An 18,184-nucleotide genomic window follows, 5' to 3' on the forward strand; every position below is an offset into this window, starting at 1 on the left:
GGGTAGCGTGAAGGGCATGGGCCCCCTCGCCGACGACCGTGACCTCGTCCCTCTGGGATCCGGCTTCGACATCGTCAAGCGCGGTTACGACCGCGCTCAGGTCGAGGACCATCTCGAACGCCTCGATTCGGACCTGCGGCTGCTCGCCGCGGACCGCGATGCCGCCGTGTCCCAGACGTCCGATCTGGCCCGCCAGCTGGAGGCCGCGCGCTCGGACATGACCGAGCTGCGCAGCCAGGTCGAACGCCTGTCACTGCCGCCGACGACGCTGGAGGGGCTCTCCGAGCGCCTCCAGCGCATGCTGCGCCTGGCGCAGGACGAGGCGAACGAGATCAAGGCCCGTGCCGAAGCAGAGGGCGGGCACATCCGCACGAAGGCGGAAGCCGACGCGGGTGTGCTCCGCCAGCGCTACGAGAAGCTGATCGTCGAACTGGACGAGCGCCGCGCAGCCATGGAGGCCGAGCACAAGGGCGTCCTGGCAACCGCACGCGCGGAGGCCGAGAAGATCGTCTCCGAGGCGGAGTCCGCCGCCCGCAAGATCGCCGACGACTCCGAGGCCCGCCGCGTGACGGTCGAGGAGGACTTCGAGATCGCGATGGCCGCCCGCCGCAGCGAGGCGATGGCCACCCTGGCCACCCAGGAGGCCACCTCGAAGTCCGAGGCCGACCGCCGCCTGCGCGAAGCGGCCGAGGAAGCAGCCCGAGTCCGCGCCGCCATCGCCACCGAACAGACGACGTCCAAAGCCGAAGCCGAGCGCCGAGTGCGCGAAGCCACCGAAGAGGCCAACCGCCGCCGCCACGACTCGGTGACCGAAGCCACCGCCCGCATCCAGGAAGCCACCGACGAGTCGAACCGCCGAGTCCGCGAGGCCACCGAGGAAGCGAACCGCCGCACCACCGCCGCCACCCAGCGCGTCGACCAGCTGCGCAACCTCCGCAACCGCCTCTCGCACCAGCTGCACGGGGTGCGCACGGCTCTGCAGGACGTGGTGCCGCTGCTCGACCCGGTGGAGGAGGAGGCGGCTTCCGCCGCTGTGGGGTCGGTGGACGGTGTTGCGCCTGGTGGGCAGCAGGTTCCGGCTCAGCCTGCTCCGGCTCCGGGTGGCGCGGGTGCTCCGGGTGCTGCGGCTCAGGCTCAGGCCGCTCCGGCTCAGCCCACGCAGGCTGCGGCTCCTCAGGCCGTTCCGACCCCGCCGCCGACTGCTCAGCCCACGCCTAGCAAGCCGGCCAACGCGCCGCAGGTGGACGGGCCGACGGCCAAGATCGCCCGTCCGCAGCCGGCCAAGAAGTCCTGACGGCGCAAGCCCCTCACCGCGCACGACACCCTTCGCACGCGCCGCCTGCAAGCGCGCCGCCGCAAAGGGGCCGCCCTCGTGGTGCACGCCGCCCGCACGGCATGCGCCGCCCCCGCTGCGCTCGTGGTGTGCGCCGCCCTCACGGCACGCGCCGCCCCCGCTGCGCTCGTGGTGCGCGCCGCCCCCACGGCACGCGCCGCCCCACCGCGCCCCCGCCGGCCTCGTGTGGTGCGCGCCGCCCCACCGCACCCCCACCCTCGCGGTGCGCGCCAAGCTGACGCAGAGGTCCCCCGCCCAGGGGGACCCCTGATTTCAATTATCCCAGCCGACACCGACAATTCTGCGTTGTCGCTGATCAGCGCCGGATCTCGTAGACAGCCGGCATCGGCATCGTCCGGTGGACTTCCCAATCCACCTGCCGCCCAGCCGAGATCAGCGCCCGCGACAGGAACGTTCCGTGCGACCCCACCACCACAGTCGCGTCCAGGTACAGCGCCGCCACGCGCGCCAACGCCTCCCCCGCCCGCACGGTCAGCTCGTCGAGACTCTCCCCATCCCCGTGCGAAGCCGCCGGGTTGGCCCAGCTGTAGGAGCACGGCGTCTCCCAATCCGCGCTGGGCACCAGACCCGAATCCCACTCCCGCAGCTCATGCCACGTCGCCACCTCCAGCCCGAGAGCCGAAGCGGTAGGCCTCACGGTCTGCACCGCACGCAACTGCGGGCTCGACAACACGGCCGCCGGAGCGAGAGCGGTCAGGCGCGCGACCAACGACTCCGCTTCCGCCAGGCCGTCCTCGCTCAACGGACGCTCGTCGTAGTCCGGCTCTCCGAAGCGTGGCCAGACGGACTGCGCGTGGCGCACCAATACGATTCGAGTCACATACTCATCATGGGGGAAATGATGTTCGTGAGGTCGTTGGGTGACGGGGCGGAGCTACGGCCGTTGGAGCCCTTCCAAGCGCCGGAGTTCTTTGCCCACATCGAGCGCGGCCGGGAGTTCATCGGCCGGCACATCGCGTTCGCCGACGCTGCGAAAGATCTCGAGCACGCGCGGAAGTTGTTGCAGAGCTACGCCGACAAGGCCGCCAGCGACACCGGGCGGATCTACGGGATCTGGCTCGACGACAAGCTGGTCGGCGGGGTGCTGTTCCGGGTGATGGACATCCCGCAGGGGCGCGCCGAGGTCGGGTGCTGGCTCGAGCCGGCCGCGGTCGGCAAGGGGCTGGTGACGCGGGCGGCGACGGTGCTGATCGACTGGGCGATTCGCGACCGCGGCGTGCATCGGGTTGAGTGGCTGGTGTCGACGGAGAACGCGACCAGCATCGCGGTGGCGCGGCGGCTCGGGATGACGAAGGACGGCGTGCTGCGCTCGCACTACCCGCACCGCGGGGTCAGGCAGAACCTCGAGGTGTGGTCGGTGCTGGCGCCGGAATGGGAGGCCTGATGGACGACCTCGTGCTGTTGCACGCGTTTCCGCTCGACGCGCGGATGTGGGACGTTCCGGGCGCGATCACGCCGGACCTCCGCGGCCACGGCGAGCCGGACCTCGACGTGCTCGCGCTCCAGGTCGTGGAGGAGCTCGACGCGCGCGGTCTCGACAGCGTGCTGCTCGGTGGTTGTTCGATGGGCGGCTACGTCGCGATGGCGGTGCTCAGGCGAGCGCCGGAGCGGGTGAAGGGCCTCGTGTTCGCCGACACCAAGCACACCGCGGATGCGCCGGAAGCCGCGGAGAACCGGCATGCCATGGCAGAGCGGGTCGAACGCGAAGGCGTCGGCTGGATTCCGGACGCGATGCTGCCGAACCTGCTCGGACCGAACGCGTCGGACGAGGCGAAGAACCTCGTGCGCACCATGATCCTGGCGCAACGGCCGGAGGACGTCGCGTGGTGGCAGCGGGCGATGGCCGCCCGCCTCGATTCGACGGACGTGCTGGAGAAAGCTTACGTGCCTTCGCTGGTGCTGGTCGGCGACCAGGACAAGATCACGCCACCCGACGTGGCCGCGAAGCTCGCGGTGACGTTGCGGCACAGCACGAGTGAGCGCGTCGAAGGGGCCGGGCACCTCATGCCGGTCGAGCAGCCGGAGGAGTTCCGCGCACGGCTGGAGCGGTGGCGCACCCAGGTAGGGATCTGAAGCTCACCAGCGTCGCGCGGTCGGACCTCGTCGGCCGCGCGACTCCCAGCACGCCTGGTGCCAGTGACGCCGTTCCTCCACCGAGCCGGTGTCCTCCGCGGGCCACGCCACCACGTGCGGCGTGCCGGGGCGGATCTCGTGGTCACAGCCGGGGCAGCGGTAGGTCTTCTGCGCCTGCGCGCCCGAGATGGCGCGGACCAGCCACTCGCCGTCCGGACCCGACTCGGCACGCGCCCAGCCGACGCCGCCACCGAGGGGCCGGGCGTCTTCGGGTTTGGGAGTGTTACGACGTGGCACGAGAACACGGTAACCGCTCGTAGAATCGTCCCGTGCCGACCTACGAGTTCCGTTGCCGAAGCTGTGACGACACCTTCGAGCTGCAGCGTCCGATGAGCGAGTCGTCCGCGCCCGCGAGCTGCCCGGAAGGCCACGCCGACACGGTGAAGCTGCTGTCCATGGCCGGTATCGGTGGCACGCAGCAACAGTCGCAGGGCGGCGGAGGCGGCGGGTGCTGCGGCGGGGGTTGCTGCGGTTAGGCCGTCTCGCGGTCGATCAGCACCTCGGCGACCTTGCGACCCTGGTCGCACACGGTGCCGAACTTGCCGGACGAGTCGATGATGATGATTCCGAGCCCACCGCCGTCGTAGGGCACGACGAGCACGCACGACGGTTCGACGTCGGGCTCGTCCGAGCGGTCCAGGTAGGTCACCTTGCGGCCCTTGACGTCCCAGTCACCGGTGGTGCGCTCGATGGTGATCTGCCTGCCCTCGCGGAACCGCAGGGAGACACCGACCTCGAAGTTGTCGATCTTCGTGGTCCAGCGGCACGACTGGTCGAACGTGGAGTCGTAGTTGATCTGCGTGGGCGGCGTTTCGGCCTTGCCGCCGGGGTAGGGCAGGTCCGTCCACTTGAGCTTCGCGCACACGCCCTGCACTTCGCCGTCGATCGGCGCGTTCTGGGGGTCGGGCTCCTGGGACGCGCTCGGGTCGGTGGAGGGCTGCTGGCCGAACGGCGACTCGGCGTCGAGCGGCGCCTGCGCGACCGGGGTGCCGCCGACAGTCGTCTGGGCGCAGCCGGACGCGAGCAGGAGGACAGCCAACAGGAGCACCAGTCGACGCATGTCACCACCATGCCAGACCCGGCATGGTGCCCCTGTTAGCGGCACACCTCCTGTACCGGTCACGTGTAGTCGCGGAAGCCCTTGCCCGTCTTGCGGCCGAGGCGACCCGCCGTGACCAGGTGCTCCAGCAACGGCGCCGGCGCGAAGCCGGGCTCGCGGAACTCCAGGTAGAGCGTCCGCTGGATCGCCAGCGACACGTCCAGGCCCACGACGTCCAGCAGCGAGAACGGTCCCATCGGCAAGCCGCAGCCGACCTTCATGGCGTTGTCGATGTCGTCGGCCTCGGCGTAGTGGGCCTCGAGCATCTTCACCGCGTCGTTGAGGTACGGGAACAGCAACGCGTTGACGATGAAGCCCGCCACGTCGCCGCAGTGCACCGGGTGCTTGCCGAGGTCGAGACAGATCTTGCGGGCCGTGGCGACCACGTCGGCGCCCGTCGAGATCGTCTCGACGATCTCGACCAGCTTCATGATCTGCGCGGGGTTGAAGAAGTGCAGGCCGACGACGTCCGCGGGCCGGCTCGTGGCCGCCGCGACCTCGATGACCGGCAGCGAGGACGTGGTCGTCGCGAGCACCGCGCCGGGCTTGCACACCTCGTCGAGCGCCGCGAAGACCTCCTTCTTGATGCCGATCTCCTCGGCGACGGCCTCGACGACCAGGTCGCAGTCCGCCAGCTCCACGAACTCCACTGCGGGCAGGATGCGGGCGAGCGTGGCGTCGCGGTCGGCCTCGGCGAGCTTGCCCTTCGACACCGCGCGGTCGAGCGACTTGCGCACCGCGCCGATCGCCTTCTCGGCCTTCTCCAGGCTGCGAGCCCGCAGCACGACGTCGTAACCGCGCTTCGCGAACACCTCGGCGATGCCCGTCGCCATCGTGCCGGTGCCGATGACACCGACCCGCTGGACGTCACGCGCCGGCACCGCACCGTCCACATCGGACTGCGGCGTCTGCGTGTCCGCGACGACCACCGGCGAGTCCGGCCCGTCGTAGCTGTAGAAGCCGCGCCCGGTCTTCCGCCCCAGCAGGTTCGCGGTGATCATCTGCTTCAGCAGCGGCGCCGGCGCGTGCAGCCTGTTGCGCGACTGGTGGTACATCGTGTCGAGGATCTCGTACGCGGTGTCCAGACCGATGAGGTCCAGCAGCGCCAACGGACCCATCGGGTAGCCGCAGCCGTACCGCATGGCGGCGTCGAGGTCCTCGCGCGTCGCGTACTTGGACTCGAGCATCTTCACCGCGTGGTTGAGGTACGGGAACAACAACGCGTTCGCGATGAAGCCCGCCCTGTCCCCGATCACGACCGGCGACTTGCCGAGGCGCTCGGTGAACGCGACCACGTCGGTGATCACGTCCGGCTCCGTGACGACCGTGCGCACGACCTCGACCAGCTTCAGCACCTGCGTCGGGTTGAAGAAGTGCAGGCCGACGACCTTGCCGGGCCTCTTCGTGTGCACGCCGATCTCGGTGATCGACAGCGACGAGGTGTTCGACGCGATGATCGCCTCGGGCTTGAGGATCTCGTCCAGCGCGCAGAAGATCCGCGCCTTCAACTCGACGCTCTCCGGCACCGCCTCGATCACCAGATCGCAGTCGGCGAGGTCGTTGAGGTCCAGACTCGTCGTGATCCGGCCGTGGAGCGCCGTGTTCTCGTCCGACGAGAGCTTGTCGCGCCGGACCGCCCGGCTGGTGGAGTGCTCCAGGTGCCCGAGGCCGCGTTCGATGCCGGTCGCGTCGACTTCCACCACCTTCACCGCGAGCCCGGTGCGCGCGAGTACCTCCACGATGCCCGCGCCCATGGTTCCGAAGCCGACGACTCCGACGGTGTTGATTTCGCGCGCCACTGCAGACCTCCCGCGGTTAAGCGTGGGCTACCAAGGAGTAACTTGCGGGCGACTATGCCACTCCCAGCGCAAACAGAGGCCGTGAGCTTCGCCATCAGGATCGAAACAGTTATCGGTCTAGCAAACGCCTAGACCCCGTATCCGTGCTGGTTGAACACGTATGGGGCAGTGCGGGGCAGAGCCGTCCGGGTTGCGGTCAGGTGCCTGCGGATCGGCGCCTGGCTTCCTCTCCGCGGGTCTGGGCGGCGGTGCTCCGGTTCTAACTCTCCGCACGGCTTGGGCCGTACAAAGCCGACGAAGTGTCTCGACGGCCTGGGCCGCAGCGCCGACTCCGTTCCCACACGGCCTGGGCCGAAGCGCCGACTCAGGTCTCCACCGCCCTGGGCCGCAGCACCTACTCGTTCTCCACGGCCCGGCAGCAGTACCCACTCCGTTCTCCGCGGTCTGGGCGGCATCGCCCTGCCCTGCGATGTCCACGCTGGGCCGGATGAACGGCGCTTAGTCGTCGAACCCCCTCTCCGCCAGCTCCTCGATGCGCCGGACGGCCTCGCGCGCGTCTTTCCCCGTCGCCAGCACGGTGATCGACTTGCCGCCCGGAGCGCTCAGTCCCATCAACGCCAGCACGCTCGCGGCGTTCGCCTCCTCGTCGCCGTAGCGGACCACCACGTTGGCGTCGAGCTCGGCGACCGTCCGCGCCAGCAACGCCGCAGGGCGGGCGTGCAGGCCGACCTCGTTGGTCAGCAACACTTCCGCGGACACCGCATCCGGCACGAGGTGCAGCGCGGGGCGGCTCTGGACGGTTGCCGGGGTTTCGCCGGACGCGCCCTCGGCGGCGGCTGCGACGTCGGCCAGCGACGCGCCTCCTTGTGCGGCAACGGAAGCGGCCACGGCGCCTTCGACCAGCGGCGCGTCCACCACGGTGTACCGGGCCGGGTCGTCGGCGGACTCCACGGCCATCTCGGCGGTCATCTTGGCGCTGCCCAGGTCGTAGAGGACGACCACGCCCCCGCCGGAGTCCGCATCTGCGAGCGCCTCGACCACGGCGCCGTAGTCCGTGCCGAGCCCGCCCTCGTCCGTGCCGCCGACGGGCACCACGGCGACGTCGGGGGCCATTTGCGAGGCCAGTTCGGCGACGCCGCTCGCGAGCATCTCGCTGTGCGAGACGACGACCAGCCCGACTCGGCTGGTGTCCGGCGACGGCGCTGTCATGCCGGCACCGCCCCTCCGCCAAGGCAGGCAGCCTCACCAACCCGCACGGCAACCCCGCCGACACGGCCGCGCACCACACCGGCCCGCACCACACCGGCCTGCGAGCGCACCCCCACGGCCGTCATGCCTTGGCCGCCGCATCCGCAAAGGCGCGCAACAACAGAGCAGTCGAGCGCGCACCAGGATCGAGGTGGCCGGCGCTGCGCTCGCCGAGGTACGAGGCCCGCCCCTTGCGCGCCACCATCGGCACGGTCGACTCGGCCCCCTCCGCAGCCGCATCGGCCGCCGCCGACAACACCGCCGCCACCGAGCCATCAACGGCGTCGGAACCAGCGGCAGAGACAGCAGCCGCCACGGCCGGAGTCAGGGCGTCCACCATCGTCTTGTCGCCCACCACGGCCTTGCCGCGCGCCACCACGCCGTCGAGCGCGGCTCGCAGGGCCTTGGCCACGGCCTCGCTGTCCAGCTCGGCGGCATCACCCACCGCGGCCGACGCGCGCAGGAAAGCCGTGCCGTACAACGGGCCTGCCGCGCCGCCCACGGTGGAGATCAGCGTGGTCGCCACGAGTTTCAGGGCCTTGCCGGGCGTTGTGGGCTCCTCGGCGTCCAACCGGGACAGCAGGGCGGTGAAGCCGCGCCTCAGGTTCTCGCCGTGGTCCGCGTCGCCGATCGCCTGGTCCAGGCGCACCAGCTCGTCGCGGTGCTCCTGCACGACGAGTGTGGCGGCGCGCAGGGCGGCCACGACGTCTGCTGCCGTGCACCCCACCTCAGACTCCCCACCGCAGTGCGGGGGTGTGCACCGGTGCGTCCCACAGCTCGGCCATCTCGTCGTCCAGCCTGAGCAGTGTGAGACTCATGCCCTGCATCTCCATGCTCGTGATGTACGGGCCTACGAGCCTGCGTTCCACTGTGATCCCCCGATCAGCCAACAGGTTCTCCGCGATGCCGTGCGCCAAGTAAAGCTCGATCAGCGGAGTTCCGCCCATCCCGTTGGTGAACAGCAGCACCCGGTCACCGGCGGCGAAGGGCAGGTCCGACACGATCGGGTCGAGCAGTGCCGCGACCATCTCGGCTGCGGTACCGACCGGCACCCGCTGGCGGCCCGGCTCGCCGTGGATGCCTACGCCGAGTTCCATCTCGTCGTCGGCCAGTTCAAAGCTCGGCGAACCCACGTGCGGCACCGTGCACGCGGTCAGCGCCAGGCCCATCGACCGCACCGAGCCGATCACCCGCTGCGCGAGCGCCTCACAGGAGGCGAGGTCGTCTCCGCGCTCGGCCGCCGCGCCCACGATCTTCTCCAGCAGCACCGTGCCGCCGACGCCGCGCCGGCCCGCCGTGTAGAGCGAGTCCTTCACCGCCACGTCGTCGTCGATCACGACGCTGCGCACCTCGGACTCGGCCAGCTCGGCGGCGGTCTCGAAGTTCAGGACGTCGCCGGTGTAGTTCTTCACGATCAGCAACGCGCCCGCGCCGCCGTCCGTCCGCGACACCGCGTCGAGCACCTGGTCCGGCGTCGGCGAGGTGAACACGGCGCCGGGACAGGCCGCGTCGAGCATGCCGCGCCCGACGAACCCTCCGTGCAACGGTTCGTGGCCGGATCCGCCGCCCGAGATGAGCGCGACCTTGCCCTGCACCGGGGCGTCCGCGCGCACCACCACGGCCGGGTCGTAGTGCACGGACAGCAAATCGGGATGAGCGGCCTGCATGCCCCGCAGCGCGTCCTGCACCACGGTCTCCGGATCATTGATGATCTTCTTCATCTCTCACCCTCCCGATCGGTGGTGGCCGTGTTCCTTCTTACTCCGGGGGTCTGACACTCGGAACGGGCCAAATACCCCAGTACCGTTAGCCTGCCCTAATAACCGCAGGTCAACATCACGTTCCGTAGTGGAGGAACAACCTCGTGTCGAAGAGAGCAGCGCTGCTCGTCGCAGTCGCCCTGACCCTGACCGCTTGCGGCCCGAGCACGCCGGACAAGCCCTCCGTCGCCCAGGGTGGCGCGGACTTCGGCAAGGCCACCGAACTGAGCAACGGATTCGGCACGACCTCCAAGCCCGGCGAGTTCCCTCGCACCATCAAGCACGCGATGGGCGAGACCAAGCTCGAGAAGAAGCCCGAACGGGTGATCGTGCTCGACACCGGCGAGCTCGACAACGTCGTCGCCCTCGGCATCAAGCCGGTCGGCATCGCCTACACCGACGGCTCCCCGACCATGCCCTCCTACATCGGGGACAAGGGCGGCACGCCGGAGAACGTCGGCACGATCAACAACCTCAACCTCGAGGCCATCACCAAGCTCAATCCTGACCTGATCCTCGGCTCGGAGCTCCGCGCGAAGGACCTCTACCCGAAGCTCGCGGCCATCGCCCCCACCGTCTTCTCGGTGCGCCCCGGCTACGTGTGGAAGGAGAACTTCATCCTCAACGCCGCCGCGCTCGACCGTCAGGCCGACGCCGCGAAGATGCTCGAGGACTACACGAACAAGGCCATCCAGGCCGGCACCGCCATCGAGAAGAAGCTCGGCGTGCGCCCGACCGTCACGGCCCTGCGCTTCATGCCCGGCAAGATTCGTCTGTACGCCAAGAAGTCCTTCATCGGCACGATCCTGATCGACGCCAAGATCCCGCAGCCGACCCCGTCCCAGGTCGACGAACTGGCCGCCGAGGTGAGCGCGGAGCAGATCAGCAAGGCCGACGCCGACTTCGTCATCTACTCGACCTACGGCGACCCGGCCAAGACCGCGCAGCCCGACGTCCTCGGCGGTCCGCTGTGGAAGGGCCTCAACGCCGTGAAGGCGGGCAAGGCCAAGCCGGTCGCCGACGAGACCTACTTCCTCGGCCTCGGCGTGCTGGCCGCGAACGTGGTCCTGGACGACCTGCAGAAGCAGCTCGGCGCCTAACAACCAGCGAGCTCGCGCGGGTGCTCTTACCGTCCGAAGAGCATCCGCGCGAGACGCAGCATCTGCTTGCCCGCCATGGAAGAGCGGTCGAACGTCGCCATGTTGATCAGCGAGGCGAACTTCTGCTTCGTCACGGCCTTGGCGTAGGCGAACTCGCGCAGCCCGTCCTCGCCGTGGATGCGCCCGAACCCGGAGTCGCCGACGCCACCGAACGGCAGCCCGGGAATCGCCGCGTAGGTCAGCACGGAGTTGACCGACACCATGCCCACCCGCAGCTCGGCCGCCAGCTCCTCACCGCGCGCCTTCGAGAAGACGGCGGCACCCAGTCCGTACTTGGACTGGTTCGCCAGCCGCACACCCTCCAGCGCGTTGGGCACCCGGTTGATCACCACGGTCGGCCCGAAGGTCTCCTCGGTGACCGCCAGCGAGTCCTCCGGCACGTCGGTCAGCACTACCGGCTCGACGTAGGGCGGCCGGATCGAGTCGGGCCCGCCGACCAGCGCCTTGCCACCGCGGTCCAGCGCGTCCTGCACGTGCTCGCGGATGATCTCCACCTGCGCCGGCATGGTGATCGGCCCGAGGTTCGCGTTCGGCTCGCCACCAGGCTTGAGCTTGCGGGCCCGCTTCACCACGATCTCGATGAACTCGTCGGCCACTTCCTCGGCCACGTAGATGCGCTCCACGCCCGCGCACGTCTGGCCGGCGTTCGACACCGCGCCCCAGATCGCCGCTTCCGCCGCGGCGGTCAGGTCGGCGTCGGAGTCGACGATCAGCGCGTCCTTGCCGCCGCACTCGACGAGCACCGGCGTCAACGAGGAGGCGCAGGCAGCCATGACCTTCTTGCCCGTCCGCGTCGAACCCGTGAACGCGATCTTGTCCACGCCCGACGCGCACAGCGCCGCACCCGTCTCGCCGAAGCCCGTGACGACCTGGAACACCGGGTACTCCGGCACCGCCTCGGTGAACGTCGAAGCGAGGAACGTGCCGACGCCCGGCGTGAACTCGGACGGCTTGAACACGACGGCGTTGCCGGCGGACAGCGCGTACGAGATCGAGCCCATCGGCGTGTGCGCGGGGTAGTTCCACGGCCCGATCACGCCGATCACGCCCAGCGGCCGGTACTCCAGCGTCGCGCTGTGGTTGATCATCAGCATGCCCGAGGGGACCCGGCGCTTGCCCAGCACGCGTCCGGCGTGCCGCGACGCCCAGTGCAGGTGGTCCATCACCAGCGCGATCTCGACGCGGGAGTCGTCGGCGGGCTTGCCGGTCTCCGCGCTGATCAACGCGATGAACTCGTCGGCACGCTGCGACAGCACCCTGCGCCACGCGTCCAGCTTGGTCTTGCGCCCCTCGAAACCGAGGCCCGCCCACCACGCGGCGGCTTCACGAGCCGAGGACACCGCGTCCTCGACCTCGGCGGCCGTGTGGATCGGGTGCTGCGCGACGACCTCACCGGTGCGCGGGTCCAGTGAGGCGAACCGCCGCTGCTCGCCATCGGCCGACAGCGCGCTGTCCGGAGCGGTCTGCGTCATTGGGCCCTCCTGATACTAGCCAGTAACCTTGACCCTAACGCGTACTTGAAGAACTTTCAGCCCCCGCCTGGCCCCGTCACGGCTTGGGCAGGCTGGGCAGCACGGCCTTGGCGAAGGCCTGAGCAGCCTGGCAGCGGTCGAGCTCCTTCTCCTTCGAGGCCCCGACGTTGAACTCCGCGATCTCACCCGCGTCGCTGGAGTCCTTGGTGCGGACGATGACCAGCTCGCACGTCGGGAACGGGCCGTCCTTGAGCACCTGGTAGCCCTTGAGACCGCCACCGAGGTCGACCTCTACCGACTTGCTGTCGAACTTGCCGTCCTTCGGGATGCGCGCCGTCTTGAACTCCAGCTGCATCTGCCCGCTCTGCCCGGACCACGAGCACTGGTGCAGCCCGAACGGCAGCGACCGCGGCGAGGCACCGAGCACGGGTGCGAGCGTCGCCTTGTCCACGATGGTGCACGGGTCGACCTCGACCGGCGACCCCTTCGGCGGGGTGTACTTCTGCGGGTTGCCCTTGAGCTTGCGGACCGCGCCCTCGAGCACCTTACGTCCGGGCTCGCACATCTCGGTGGCCGCGTTGGTGGAACTGGTGCTCACCTGGACCCGCACGGCCTGTGCCGGGTTCTCCTGCGTCACGACCGTGCGGGAGCACGACGTGGTGCCGAGCTTCTGCTCACCGCTCTTGAGCCCGGCGAGCTGCTGGGTCGCGTTCTTCAGGTCGCTGGACGTGAGCGTGTAGCCGATGTCCAGCGCGATGTTGAGCGTCTTGCCCGCCTTGTCCTTCATGTAGTTCGAGCAGCGCGTGTAGTTGCTGCTCGTGTACTGCGCCGGCGTGCCGACCGTCTGCAGCAGTTCCTTCTCGATCAACGCGCACGGGTTGATCAACCGCAGCCGCTCGGCCGCGAACGCCGGGTCGACCGGCTTGTTCGGCTGCGCGGACGGCTTGGCCGACGGGTCGGCCGAGCTCGTCTCCGCACCGGCCTGCACGGTGCGGCGCGGCGAGTTGGTCTTGGCCAGACCCGGACCGGTGGCACAGCCGGTCATCAGCAGCGCGGCAGCGGCAAGCAGCGCAGTGGCACGAAAGCGGGGCACGACGTGCACGGTAGCGACCTTTGCGGGCGTTCGTGGGCAGTACCCCGGGTTGCCGCGGTGGTCGATGTCACTCACCGCAACGGGAACGATTCAGAAGATCAACGCGCTGTACCAGGTGAAGACCCCGAGAGAAGGAGAGACGTGGTTAACCGAATTCGCCGCGCATTCAACTGGCTCGACGCGTGGACGATCGAGGCCTTCAACCCTGTTTACCCAGGTCGTCCGCAGTCGTAGCCGTTTTCGCGAACTGAGGCCGCAGCGTCGCCCATGCGGCGAACACCGCCGACAGCACCACCATGGCGATGCCGGCCCACAGGTTGATGTTGACCCCTTCGGCCTTCGTGAGGTCCTCGGCCGTCGTGAAGCCGAGCCCGATCACGACCAGTACGACGCCGTACACGCCGAAGAGGAACGCGATGATCAATCGCAGGTCGAACAACCTCATGGCAGCCTCCCTCAGCCGAAGATGAAGTAGAGAACGGTCGTCAGCGCCAGCACTCCGCCACCGAGCAGGGCGGGCGAGCGGTACCAGCCCGCGTCCTCGCCGGTGGTGGAGTGCGACCTGTCTTCCTTGGGCGTCAGGCTGTAGACCAGCCCGACCAGTTCGCTGTCCGGCTTCGGCCGCGTGACCAGGCTGACCGCGACGCTCACGACGACGTCCACCGCGAACGCGAGTCCCGCACCCAGGAAGCTGGCGCCCTGACCGGGCAGCTCCAGCCACTCGATGCCGAACGACGGCTCCGAGATCGCGTAGACGAACATCGCGGTGAACGTGCCCGCGAGCAGACCGACCCAGCCCGCGGTCGGCGTCATCCGCTTCCAGAACATGCCGACGATGAACGTCGCGAACAACGGCGCGTTGAAGAACGAGAACAGCGCCTGGATGTAGTCCATGATGTTCGACCCGCCGAGCGAGGCCGCGATGAAGGCCGTGCCGATCGCGAGCACACACGCACCAACGGTCGCGAGACGGCCGATGCGCAGGTAGTACTCGTCCGGCTTGTCCTTCTTGATGTAGTCCTGCCACAGGTCGTACGTGAAGACCGTGTTGAACGAGCTGACGTTCGCCGCCACACCGGCCATGAAGCTCGCCAGCAGGCCCGTGATCGCGATGCCGAGGATGCCGTTGGGCAGCAGGTCGCGCATCAACAACGGCAGCACGTTGTTGTAGGCCACGCCGCTGCTCGTGTCGCCGGCCTTGAGCTGCGCCATCTCCGGCACGATCACGGCCGCGATGATGCCGGGAATGATGATGATCGCCGGAATCAGCGCCTTCGGGTACGCACCGATGATCGGCGTCCGCTTGGCCGCCGACATCGACTTCGCACTCATCGCGCGCTGCACCTCGGCGAAGTTCGTCGTCCAGTAACCGAACGACAGCACGAAACCGAGACCGAACACCAGCCCGACGACACTCCACACCGGACTGTTGATGCCGGTGAGCTCCGTCGCGGGCCAGGCCGACAGCTGCTCCTGGTCGGTGACCTTCGCGACCAGCCCCTGCCAGCCGCCGACCTTGATCAGGCCGATGATCGTGAGCGGCGCCAGCGCGGCCACGATGACGAAGAACTGCAGCACCTCGTTGTAGATGGCGGCACTGAGACCACCCAGCGTCGTGTACGCGAGCACCACCAGCGCCGCGACGCAGATGGACACCGGCAACGGCCACCCGAGCAGCGCGTCGATGATCACCGCGAGCGCGAACAGGTTGATGCCCGCGATCAGGATCTGCGCGACGGCGAAGCTGATGGCGTTGACCAGGTGAGCCGGCTTGCCGAACCGGCGGCGCATGAACTCGGGAACGCTGCGCACTTTCGAGCCGTAGTAGAACGGCATCATCACCAGACCGAGGAACACCATCGCCGGGATGGCGCCGATCCAGTAGTAGTGCACGGTCGCCATGCCGTACTGCGCGCCGTTGGCCGTCATGCCCATCAGCTCAAGGGCACCGAGGTTCGCGCTGATGAACGCGAGCCCGGTGACCCAGGCCGGGAGTGATCGCCCGGACAGCAGGAAGTCGAGGCTGGTTGAGACGGATCGTCGTGCCATCACGCCGATGCCCAGTACCACCACGAAATAGATGACGAGCAACGCGTAGTCGATCGGTCCCGCATCAAGCCGCAGGTCCGCCTCGGCCAACACCGACACCGCCCACCTCCCAGACTTCCAACAAAGTCGAACAGCAACGACCAGGAGAGGACACTACTCCAGGTGCGCGAGTTCTTACCCCATGTGCTTGATCACGAAACCACGACCTGAGGTGGGGCGCTCATCAGAAATGGGGTGCGGCGGACTCCCGCACCGGCCGACACTGACCCCGTGATCGAACTGCCGGACGACCTCCGCACCAAGGTCGAGACCCACCTCGCCGAGGGCGACGTTGGTCTCGCCCGGTACTGGCTTCGTGAACGCTACCTGCAGACGGTCAGCTCGGAAGAGATCGACGCGACGCTGCTCGCGGTGGCCGAACGCGCTGGGCTTCCGATCAACTGCACGATGTGCGGCGTACCAGGAGCCACGTTCCGGCCGGACCACTTCCTGAACCCGGCGTGCGAGCGTTGCGCGTCGCTGCGGGCGAGGTGGTCGTGCCCGGAGTGCGACGGCCAGATCGAGGGCGGTGCCGCCGACGCGGGCAGCATCTGCCCGTCCTGCGAAGCCAAGCCGCTCTGGGAGGCGCTGCCGCAGGCCATCCGCGACGAGATCGGGGAGATGGTCGACAACGACCGCGGTATCCCGTCGATCTACCGGCTGATGGAGCTGGACGACCACGAGCGACCCAACTCCGAGTACATGCGGATGGTCTCCTACCGCATGCGCCTGCGGCGCCGTTGATCAGAACAGGCGGAACTCGTCCGGCTCGATCCCGCGCAACGCGTCGTAGTCCAGCACCACACACCGGATGCCGCGGTCCTCGGCCAGCGTCCGGGCCTGCGGCTTGATCTGCTGCGCCGCGAACACACCCTGCACCGGCGCCAGCAGCGGATCCCGGTTCAGCAGCTCCAGGTACCGGGTGAGCTGCTCGACGCCGTCGATCTCGCCACGCCGCTTGATCTCCACGGCGACCGAGACACCGGCACCGTCGCGGCACATCAGGTCGACCGGGCCGATCGGGGTCGGGAACTCGCGACGCACCAGCGTGTAGCCGTCGCCGAGCGTCGTGACGTGCTGGGCGAGCAGCTTCTGCAGGTCGGCCTCGACACCGTCCTTCTGCAGGCCAGGCTCGGGGCCGAGCTCGTGCTTGGAGTCGTGCAGCACCTCTTCGAGGGTGATGATCAGCTTCTCCCCCGCCTTGTTCTGCACCGTCCAGATGTCCGGGTCCTCGATGAGCCAGCAGGGCGGGCTCATCCAGTTCAACGGCTTGTACGCGCGGTCGTCGGAGTGGATCGACACCGAACCGTCGGCCTTGATCAGCAGCAGTCGCTGAGCCATCGGCAGATGGGCGGTGAGTCGTCCGACGTAGTCGACCTGGCAGCGAGCGATGACGAGACGCACCGCGACAGGCTACGGGGTGCGTCCAGAAACCTGACGTTAGGTACGGTCCGTGGCGTGGAAAGCCTCGGCACCCGTCAGGTGTACGCAAACCAGTGGATGACCGTCAGGGAAGACCCGATCCGCCGCGCGGACGGCACGACGGGCATCTACGGCGTTGTCGACAAGCCCGACTACGCGCTGGTCATCCCGCTCGACGGCGAGCGCATCCGCCTCGTCGAGCAGTTCCGCTACCCGCTCGGCCTGCGCCGCTGGGAGTTCCCCCAGGGCACCGCGCCGAACCGCGCCGACTCCGACCCGCTCGAGCTCGCCGGCCACGAGCTGCGCGAGGAGACGGGCCTGCGCGCCGGCAAGATGATCTATCTGGGTCTGCTCGACGTCGCGCCCGGCCTGACGTCGCAGCGCGGCAGCGTGTTCCTCGCGACGGAGCTCACCGAGGGCTTCCACGAGCGGGAACTCGAGGAGCAGGACATGCGCTCGGCGTGGTTCGCCCGCGCCGACTTCGAGACGATGATCGCGAAGGGCGAGATCACCGACGCCCAGTCGATCGCCGCCTACACGCTCCTCTTGCTGCACGAACACTCTCAGCCCTGAAAAGCCGCCCGATAAGCGTGGGGTGAGGTCCCGGCGATCCGCTTGAACCTGTCGCGGAACGCCGTGGCCGAACCGAACCCGACGTGGCTCGCGATCAGCTCCACCGGCTGGTTCGTCGTCTCGAGCAGGTGCTGCGCCTGGCGGACCCGCGCCCGGTGCAGCCACTGCAGCGGCGTCGTCGCGGTCTGCTCGCGGAACCGCCGGTTCAACGTCCGCGTGCTCATGCCGGCGTGGTCCGCGATGTCCGCCAGGGTCAGGTCACGGCCGGCGTTCTCCTCCATCCACCGCAGCACCGGTTCGAGCTCCGCGCCCTGCGGCGCCGCCGGTGGCGTCACGATGAACTGCGCCTGCCCGCCCTCGCGCTCCAACGGCATCACGGCCAGCCGAGCCGCGTCGGCCGCCACCGCGGACCCGTGGTCGCGCCGGATCATGTGCAGGCACAGGTCCATTCCCGCCGCGGCACCGGCGGACGTCAGGAACTGGCCGTTGTCGACGTAGAGCACGTCCGGGTCGACCACCAGGGCCGGGAACCGCGCCGACAGCTCATCGGCCGCCAGCCAGTGCGTGGTCACCCGCAGCCCGTCCAGCAACCCGGTCGCCGCGAACACGAACGCCCCCGTGCAGACCGACGCGATCCGGGCACCCCTGTCCGCGGCCTGCCGCAACGCCTCGATCACCTGCCGGGGCACGACTAGGTCCGGGTCGTGCCCGGCGAGCACGATCGTATCCACTTCGGACAGCACATCCAGGCCGTGCGGCACTTTCAGCGTGAAAAACTCCGTCTCGACGGTCCTCTTCGGACCGCAGACCCGGACCCGGTAGCGCCCGGTCCAGTTGAACGCGTCGACGGGCATCGCGAAGTCGAACGGAACGACCCGGTCCATCACCAGTACCGCCACCTCGTGCATGCCTCCACGGTAGCTGGCGAGAATCCGTTGGAACATGGCATTCCAGCCAGTTCTCGACAACCCCCGCCACGCCTA

At 69.0% G+C, this 18,184-nt stretch carries 20 protein-coding genes; 7 read left to right on the top strand and 13 right to left on the bottom strand.

Features of this window, described 5'->3' with window-relative positions; all coding sequences use genetic code 11:
* The first annotated feature begins 16 nt into the window (after window positions 1-16).
* Window positions 17-1,294, top strand: a complete 1,278-nt coding sequence (locus ACIA8G_RS14975) for a chromosome segregation protein (protein WP_396419001.1) — start codon at window positions 17-19, stop codon at window positions 1,292-1,294.
* Between the two features lie 355 nt (window positions 1,295-1,649).
* Here ACIA8G_RS14975 and ACIA8G_RS14980 read toward each other — a convergent pair whose 3' ends face one another.
* Window positions 1,650-2,174, bottom strand: a complete 525-nt coding sequence (locus ACIA8G_RS14980) for a histidine phosphatase family protein (protein ID WP_396419002.1) — start codon at window positions 2,172-2,174, stop codon at window positions 1,650-1,652.
* Window positions 2,175-2,192: 18 nt separating this feature from the next.
* Here ACIA8G_RS14980 and ACIA8G_RS14985 point away from each other — a divergent pair, with 18 nt between their 5' ends.
* Both ACIA8G_RS14985 and ACIA8G_RS14990 read left to right on the top strand, forming a co-directional pair.
* The gene (locus ACIA8G_RS14985) at window positions 2,193-2,738 is read left to right on the top strand and encodes a GNAT family N-acetyltransferase (RefSeq protein ID WP_396419003.1); all 546 of its coding nucleotides are present in this window, start codon (window positions 2,193-2,195) and stop codon (window positions 2,736-2,738) included.
* On the top strand, window positions 2,738-3,427 hold the full coding sequence (locus ACIA8G_RS14990; protein ID WP_396419004.1) for an alpha/beta fold hydrolase: 690 nt from the start codon (window positions 2,738-2,740) through the stop codon (window positions 3,425-3,427). The genes ACIA8G_RS14985 and ACIA8G_RS14990 overlap by 1 nt, the downstream gene beginning before the upstream one ends.
* Before the next feature lie 3 nt (window positions 3,428-3,430).
* On the opposite strand, the gene ACIA8G_RS14995 is transcribed toward ACIA8G_RS14990, so the two are convergent.
* Window positions 3,431-3,724, bottom strand: coding sequence for a hypothetical protein (locus ACIA8G_RS14995; RefSeq protein ID WP_396419005.1), 294 nt, complete (start codon window positions 3,722-3,724; stop codon window positions 3,431-3,433).
* 32 nt (window positions 3,725-3,756) lie between these two features.
* Here ACIA8G_RS14995 and ACIA8G_RS15000 point away from each other — a divergent pair, with 32 nt between their 5' ends.
* Window positions 3,757-3,963, top strand: a complete 207-nt coding sequence (locus ACIA8G_RS15000) for a zinc ribbon domain-containing protein (protein ID WP_396419006.1) — start codon at window positions 3,757-3,759, stop codon at window positions 3,961-3,963.
* On the opposite strand, the gene ACIA8G_RS15005 is transcribed toward ACIA8G_RS15000, so the two are convergent.
* The 5 genes from ACIA8G_RS15005 to dhaK form a co-directional block, all read right to left on the bottom strand.
* The gene (locus ACIA8G_RS15005) at window positions 3,960-4,547 is read right to left on the bottom strand and encodes a DUF3558 family protein (RefSeq protein WP_396419007.1); all 588 of its coding nucleotides are present in this window, start codon (window positions 4,545-4,547) and stop codon (window positions 3,960-3,962) included. The two genes, ACIA8G_RS15000 and ACIA8G_RS15005, sit on opposite strands and share 4 nt — an antisense overlap.
* A gap of 59 nt (window positions 4,548-4,606) precedes the next feature.
* Window positions 4,607-6,385 carry a 3-hydroxyacyl-CoA dehydrogenase family protein gene (locus ACIA8G_RS15010; protein WP_396419008.1) on the bottom strand — a complete coding sequence of 593 codons (1,779 nt, stop codon included), beginning with the start codon at window positions 6,383-6,385 and terminating at the stop codon, window positions 4,607-4,609.
* A gap of 498 nt (window positions 6,386-6,883) precedes the next feature.
* Window positions 6,884-7,594: a dihydroxyacetone kinase phosphoryl donor subunit DhaM gene (gene dhaM / locus ACIA8G_RS15015; RefSeq protein ID WP_396419009.1), complete on the bottom strand. Its 711-nt coding sequence runs from the start codon at window positions 7,592-7,594 to the stop codon at window positions 6,884-6,886.
* A 121-nt stretch (window positions 7,595-7,715) separates the two neighbouring features.
* The gene (dhaL, locus tag ACIA8G_RS15020) at window positions 7,716-8,360 is read right to left on the bottom strand and encodes a dihydroxyacetone kinase subunit DhaL (RefSeq protein ID WP_396419010.1); all 645 of its coding nucleotides are present in this window, start codon (window positions 8,358-8,360) and stop codon (window positions 7,716-7,718) included.
* A gap of 1 nt (window position 8,361) precedes the next feature.
* On the bottom strand, window positions 8,362-9,354 hold the full coding sequence (gene dhaK / locus ACIA8G_RS15025; RefSeq protein WP_396419011.1) for a dihydroxyacetone kinase subunit DhaK: 993 nt from the start codon (window positions 9,352-9,354) through the stop codon (window positions 8,362-8,364).
* A 143-nt stretch (window positions 9,355-9,497) separates the two neighbouring features.
* Here dhaK and ACIA8G_RS15030 point away from each other — a divergent pair, with 143 nt between their 5' ends.
* Complete coding sequence (locus ACIA8G_RS15030; protein WP_396419012.1) at window positions 9,498-10,493, top strand: ABC transporter substrate-binding protein; 996 nt, start codon at window positions 9,498-9,500, stop codon at window positions 10,491-10,493.
* Between the two features lie 26 nt (window positions 10,494-10,519).
* On the opposite strand, the gene ACIA8G_RS15035 is transcribed toward ACIA8G_RS15030, so the two are convergent.
* From ACIA8G_RS15035 to ACIA8G_RS15050, 4 genes are all read right to left on the bottom strand, one after another.
* On the bottom strand, window positions 10,520-12,025 hold the full coding sequence (locus ACIA8G_RS15035) for an aldehyde dehydrogenase family protein (RefSeq protein ID WP_396419013.1): 1,506 nt from the start codon (window positions 12,023-12,025) through the stop codon (window positions 10,520-10,522).
* 76 nt (window positions 12,026-12,101) lie between these two features.
* Window positions 12,102-13,118: a hypothetical protein gene (locus ACIA8G_RS15040; RefSeq protein ID WP_396419014.1), complete on the bottom strand. Its 1,017-nt coding sequence runs from the start codon at window positions 13,116-13,118 to the stop codon at window positions 12,102-12,104.
* Between the two features lie 199 nt (window positions 13,119-13,317).
* Window positions 13,318-13,563, bottom strand: a complete 246-nt coding sequence (locus ACIA8G_RS15045; RefSeq protein WP_396419015.1) for a hypothetical protein — start codon at window positions 13,561-13,563, stop codon at window positions 13,318-13,320.
* A gap of 11 nt (window positions 13,564-13,574) precedes the next feature.
* On the bottom strand, window positions 13,575-15,266 hold the full coding sequence (locus ACIA8G_RS15050; protein ID WP_396419016.1) for a sodium:solute symporter family protein: 1,692 nt from the start codon (window positions 15,264-15,266) through the stop codon (window positions 13,575-13,577).
* 171 nt (window positions 15,267-15,437) lie between these two features.
* On the opposite strand from ACIA8G_RS15050, the gene ACIA8G_RS15055 reads away from it, so the two are divergent.
* Window positions 15,438-15,950, top strand: a complete 513-nt coding sequence (locus ACIA8G_RS15055; RefSeq protein ID WP_396419017.1) for a hypothetical protein — start codon at window positions 15,438-15,440, stop codon at window positions 15,948-15,950.
* Here ACIA8G_RS15055 and nucS read toward each other — a convergent pair whose 3' ends face one another.
* Window positions 15,951-16,610: an endonuclease NucS gene (gene nucS, locus ACIA8G_RS15060; protein ID WP_396419018.1), complete on the bottom strand. Its 660-nt coding sequence runs from the start codon at window positions 16,608-16,610 to the stop codon at window positions 15,951-15,953.
* A 54-nt stretch (window positions 16,611-16,664) separates the two neighbouring features.
* On the opposite strand from nucS, the gene ACIA8G_RS15065 reads away from it, so the two are divergent.
* Window positions 16,665-17,201 (top strand): NUDIX domain-containing protein, encoded by a 537-nt coding sequence (locus tag ACIA8G_RS15065; protein WP_396419019.1) that lies wholly within the window; start codon window positions 16,665-16,667, stop codon window positions 17,199-17,201.
* Here the strand turns inward: ACIA8G_RS15065 and ACIA8G_RS15070 are convergent.
* Window positions 17,192-18,109: a GlxA family transcriptional regulator gene (locus ACIA8G_RS15070; RefSeq protein ID WP_396419020.1), complete on the bottom strand. Its 918-nt coding sequence runs from the start codon at window positions 18,107-18,109 to the stop codon at window positions 17,192-17,194. The two genes, ACIA8G_RS15065 and ACIA8G_RS15070, sit on opposite strands and share 10 nt — an antisense overlap.
* Between the last annotated feature and the right edge of the window lie 75 nt (window positions 18,110-18,184).

This window comes from Lentzea sp. NPDC051213, from assembly GCF_044455585.1.
In the GTDB taxonomy this organism is placed as follows: Bacteria; Actinomycetota; Actinomycetes; order Mycobacteriales; family Pseudonocardiaceae; genus Lentzea.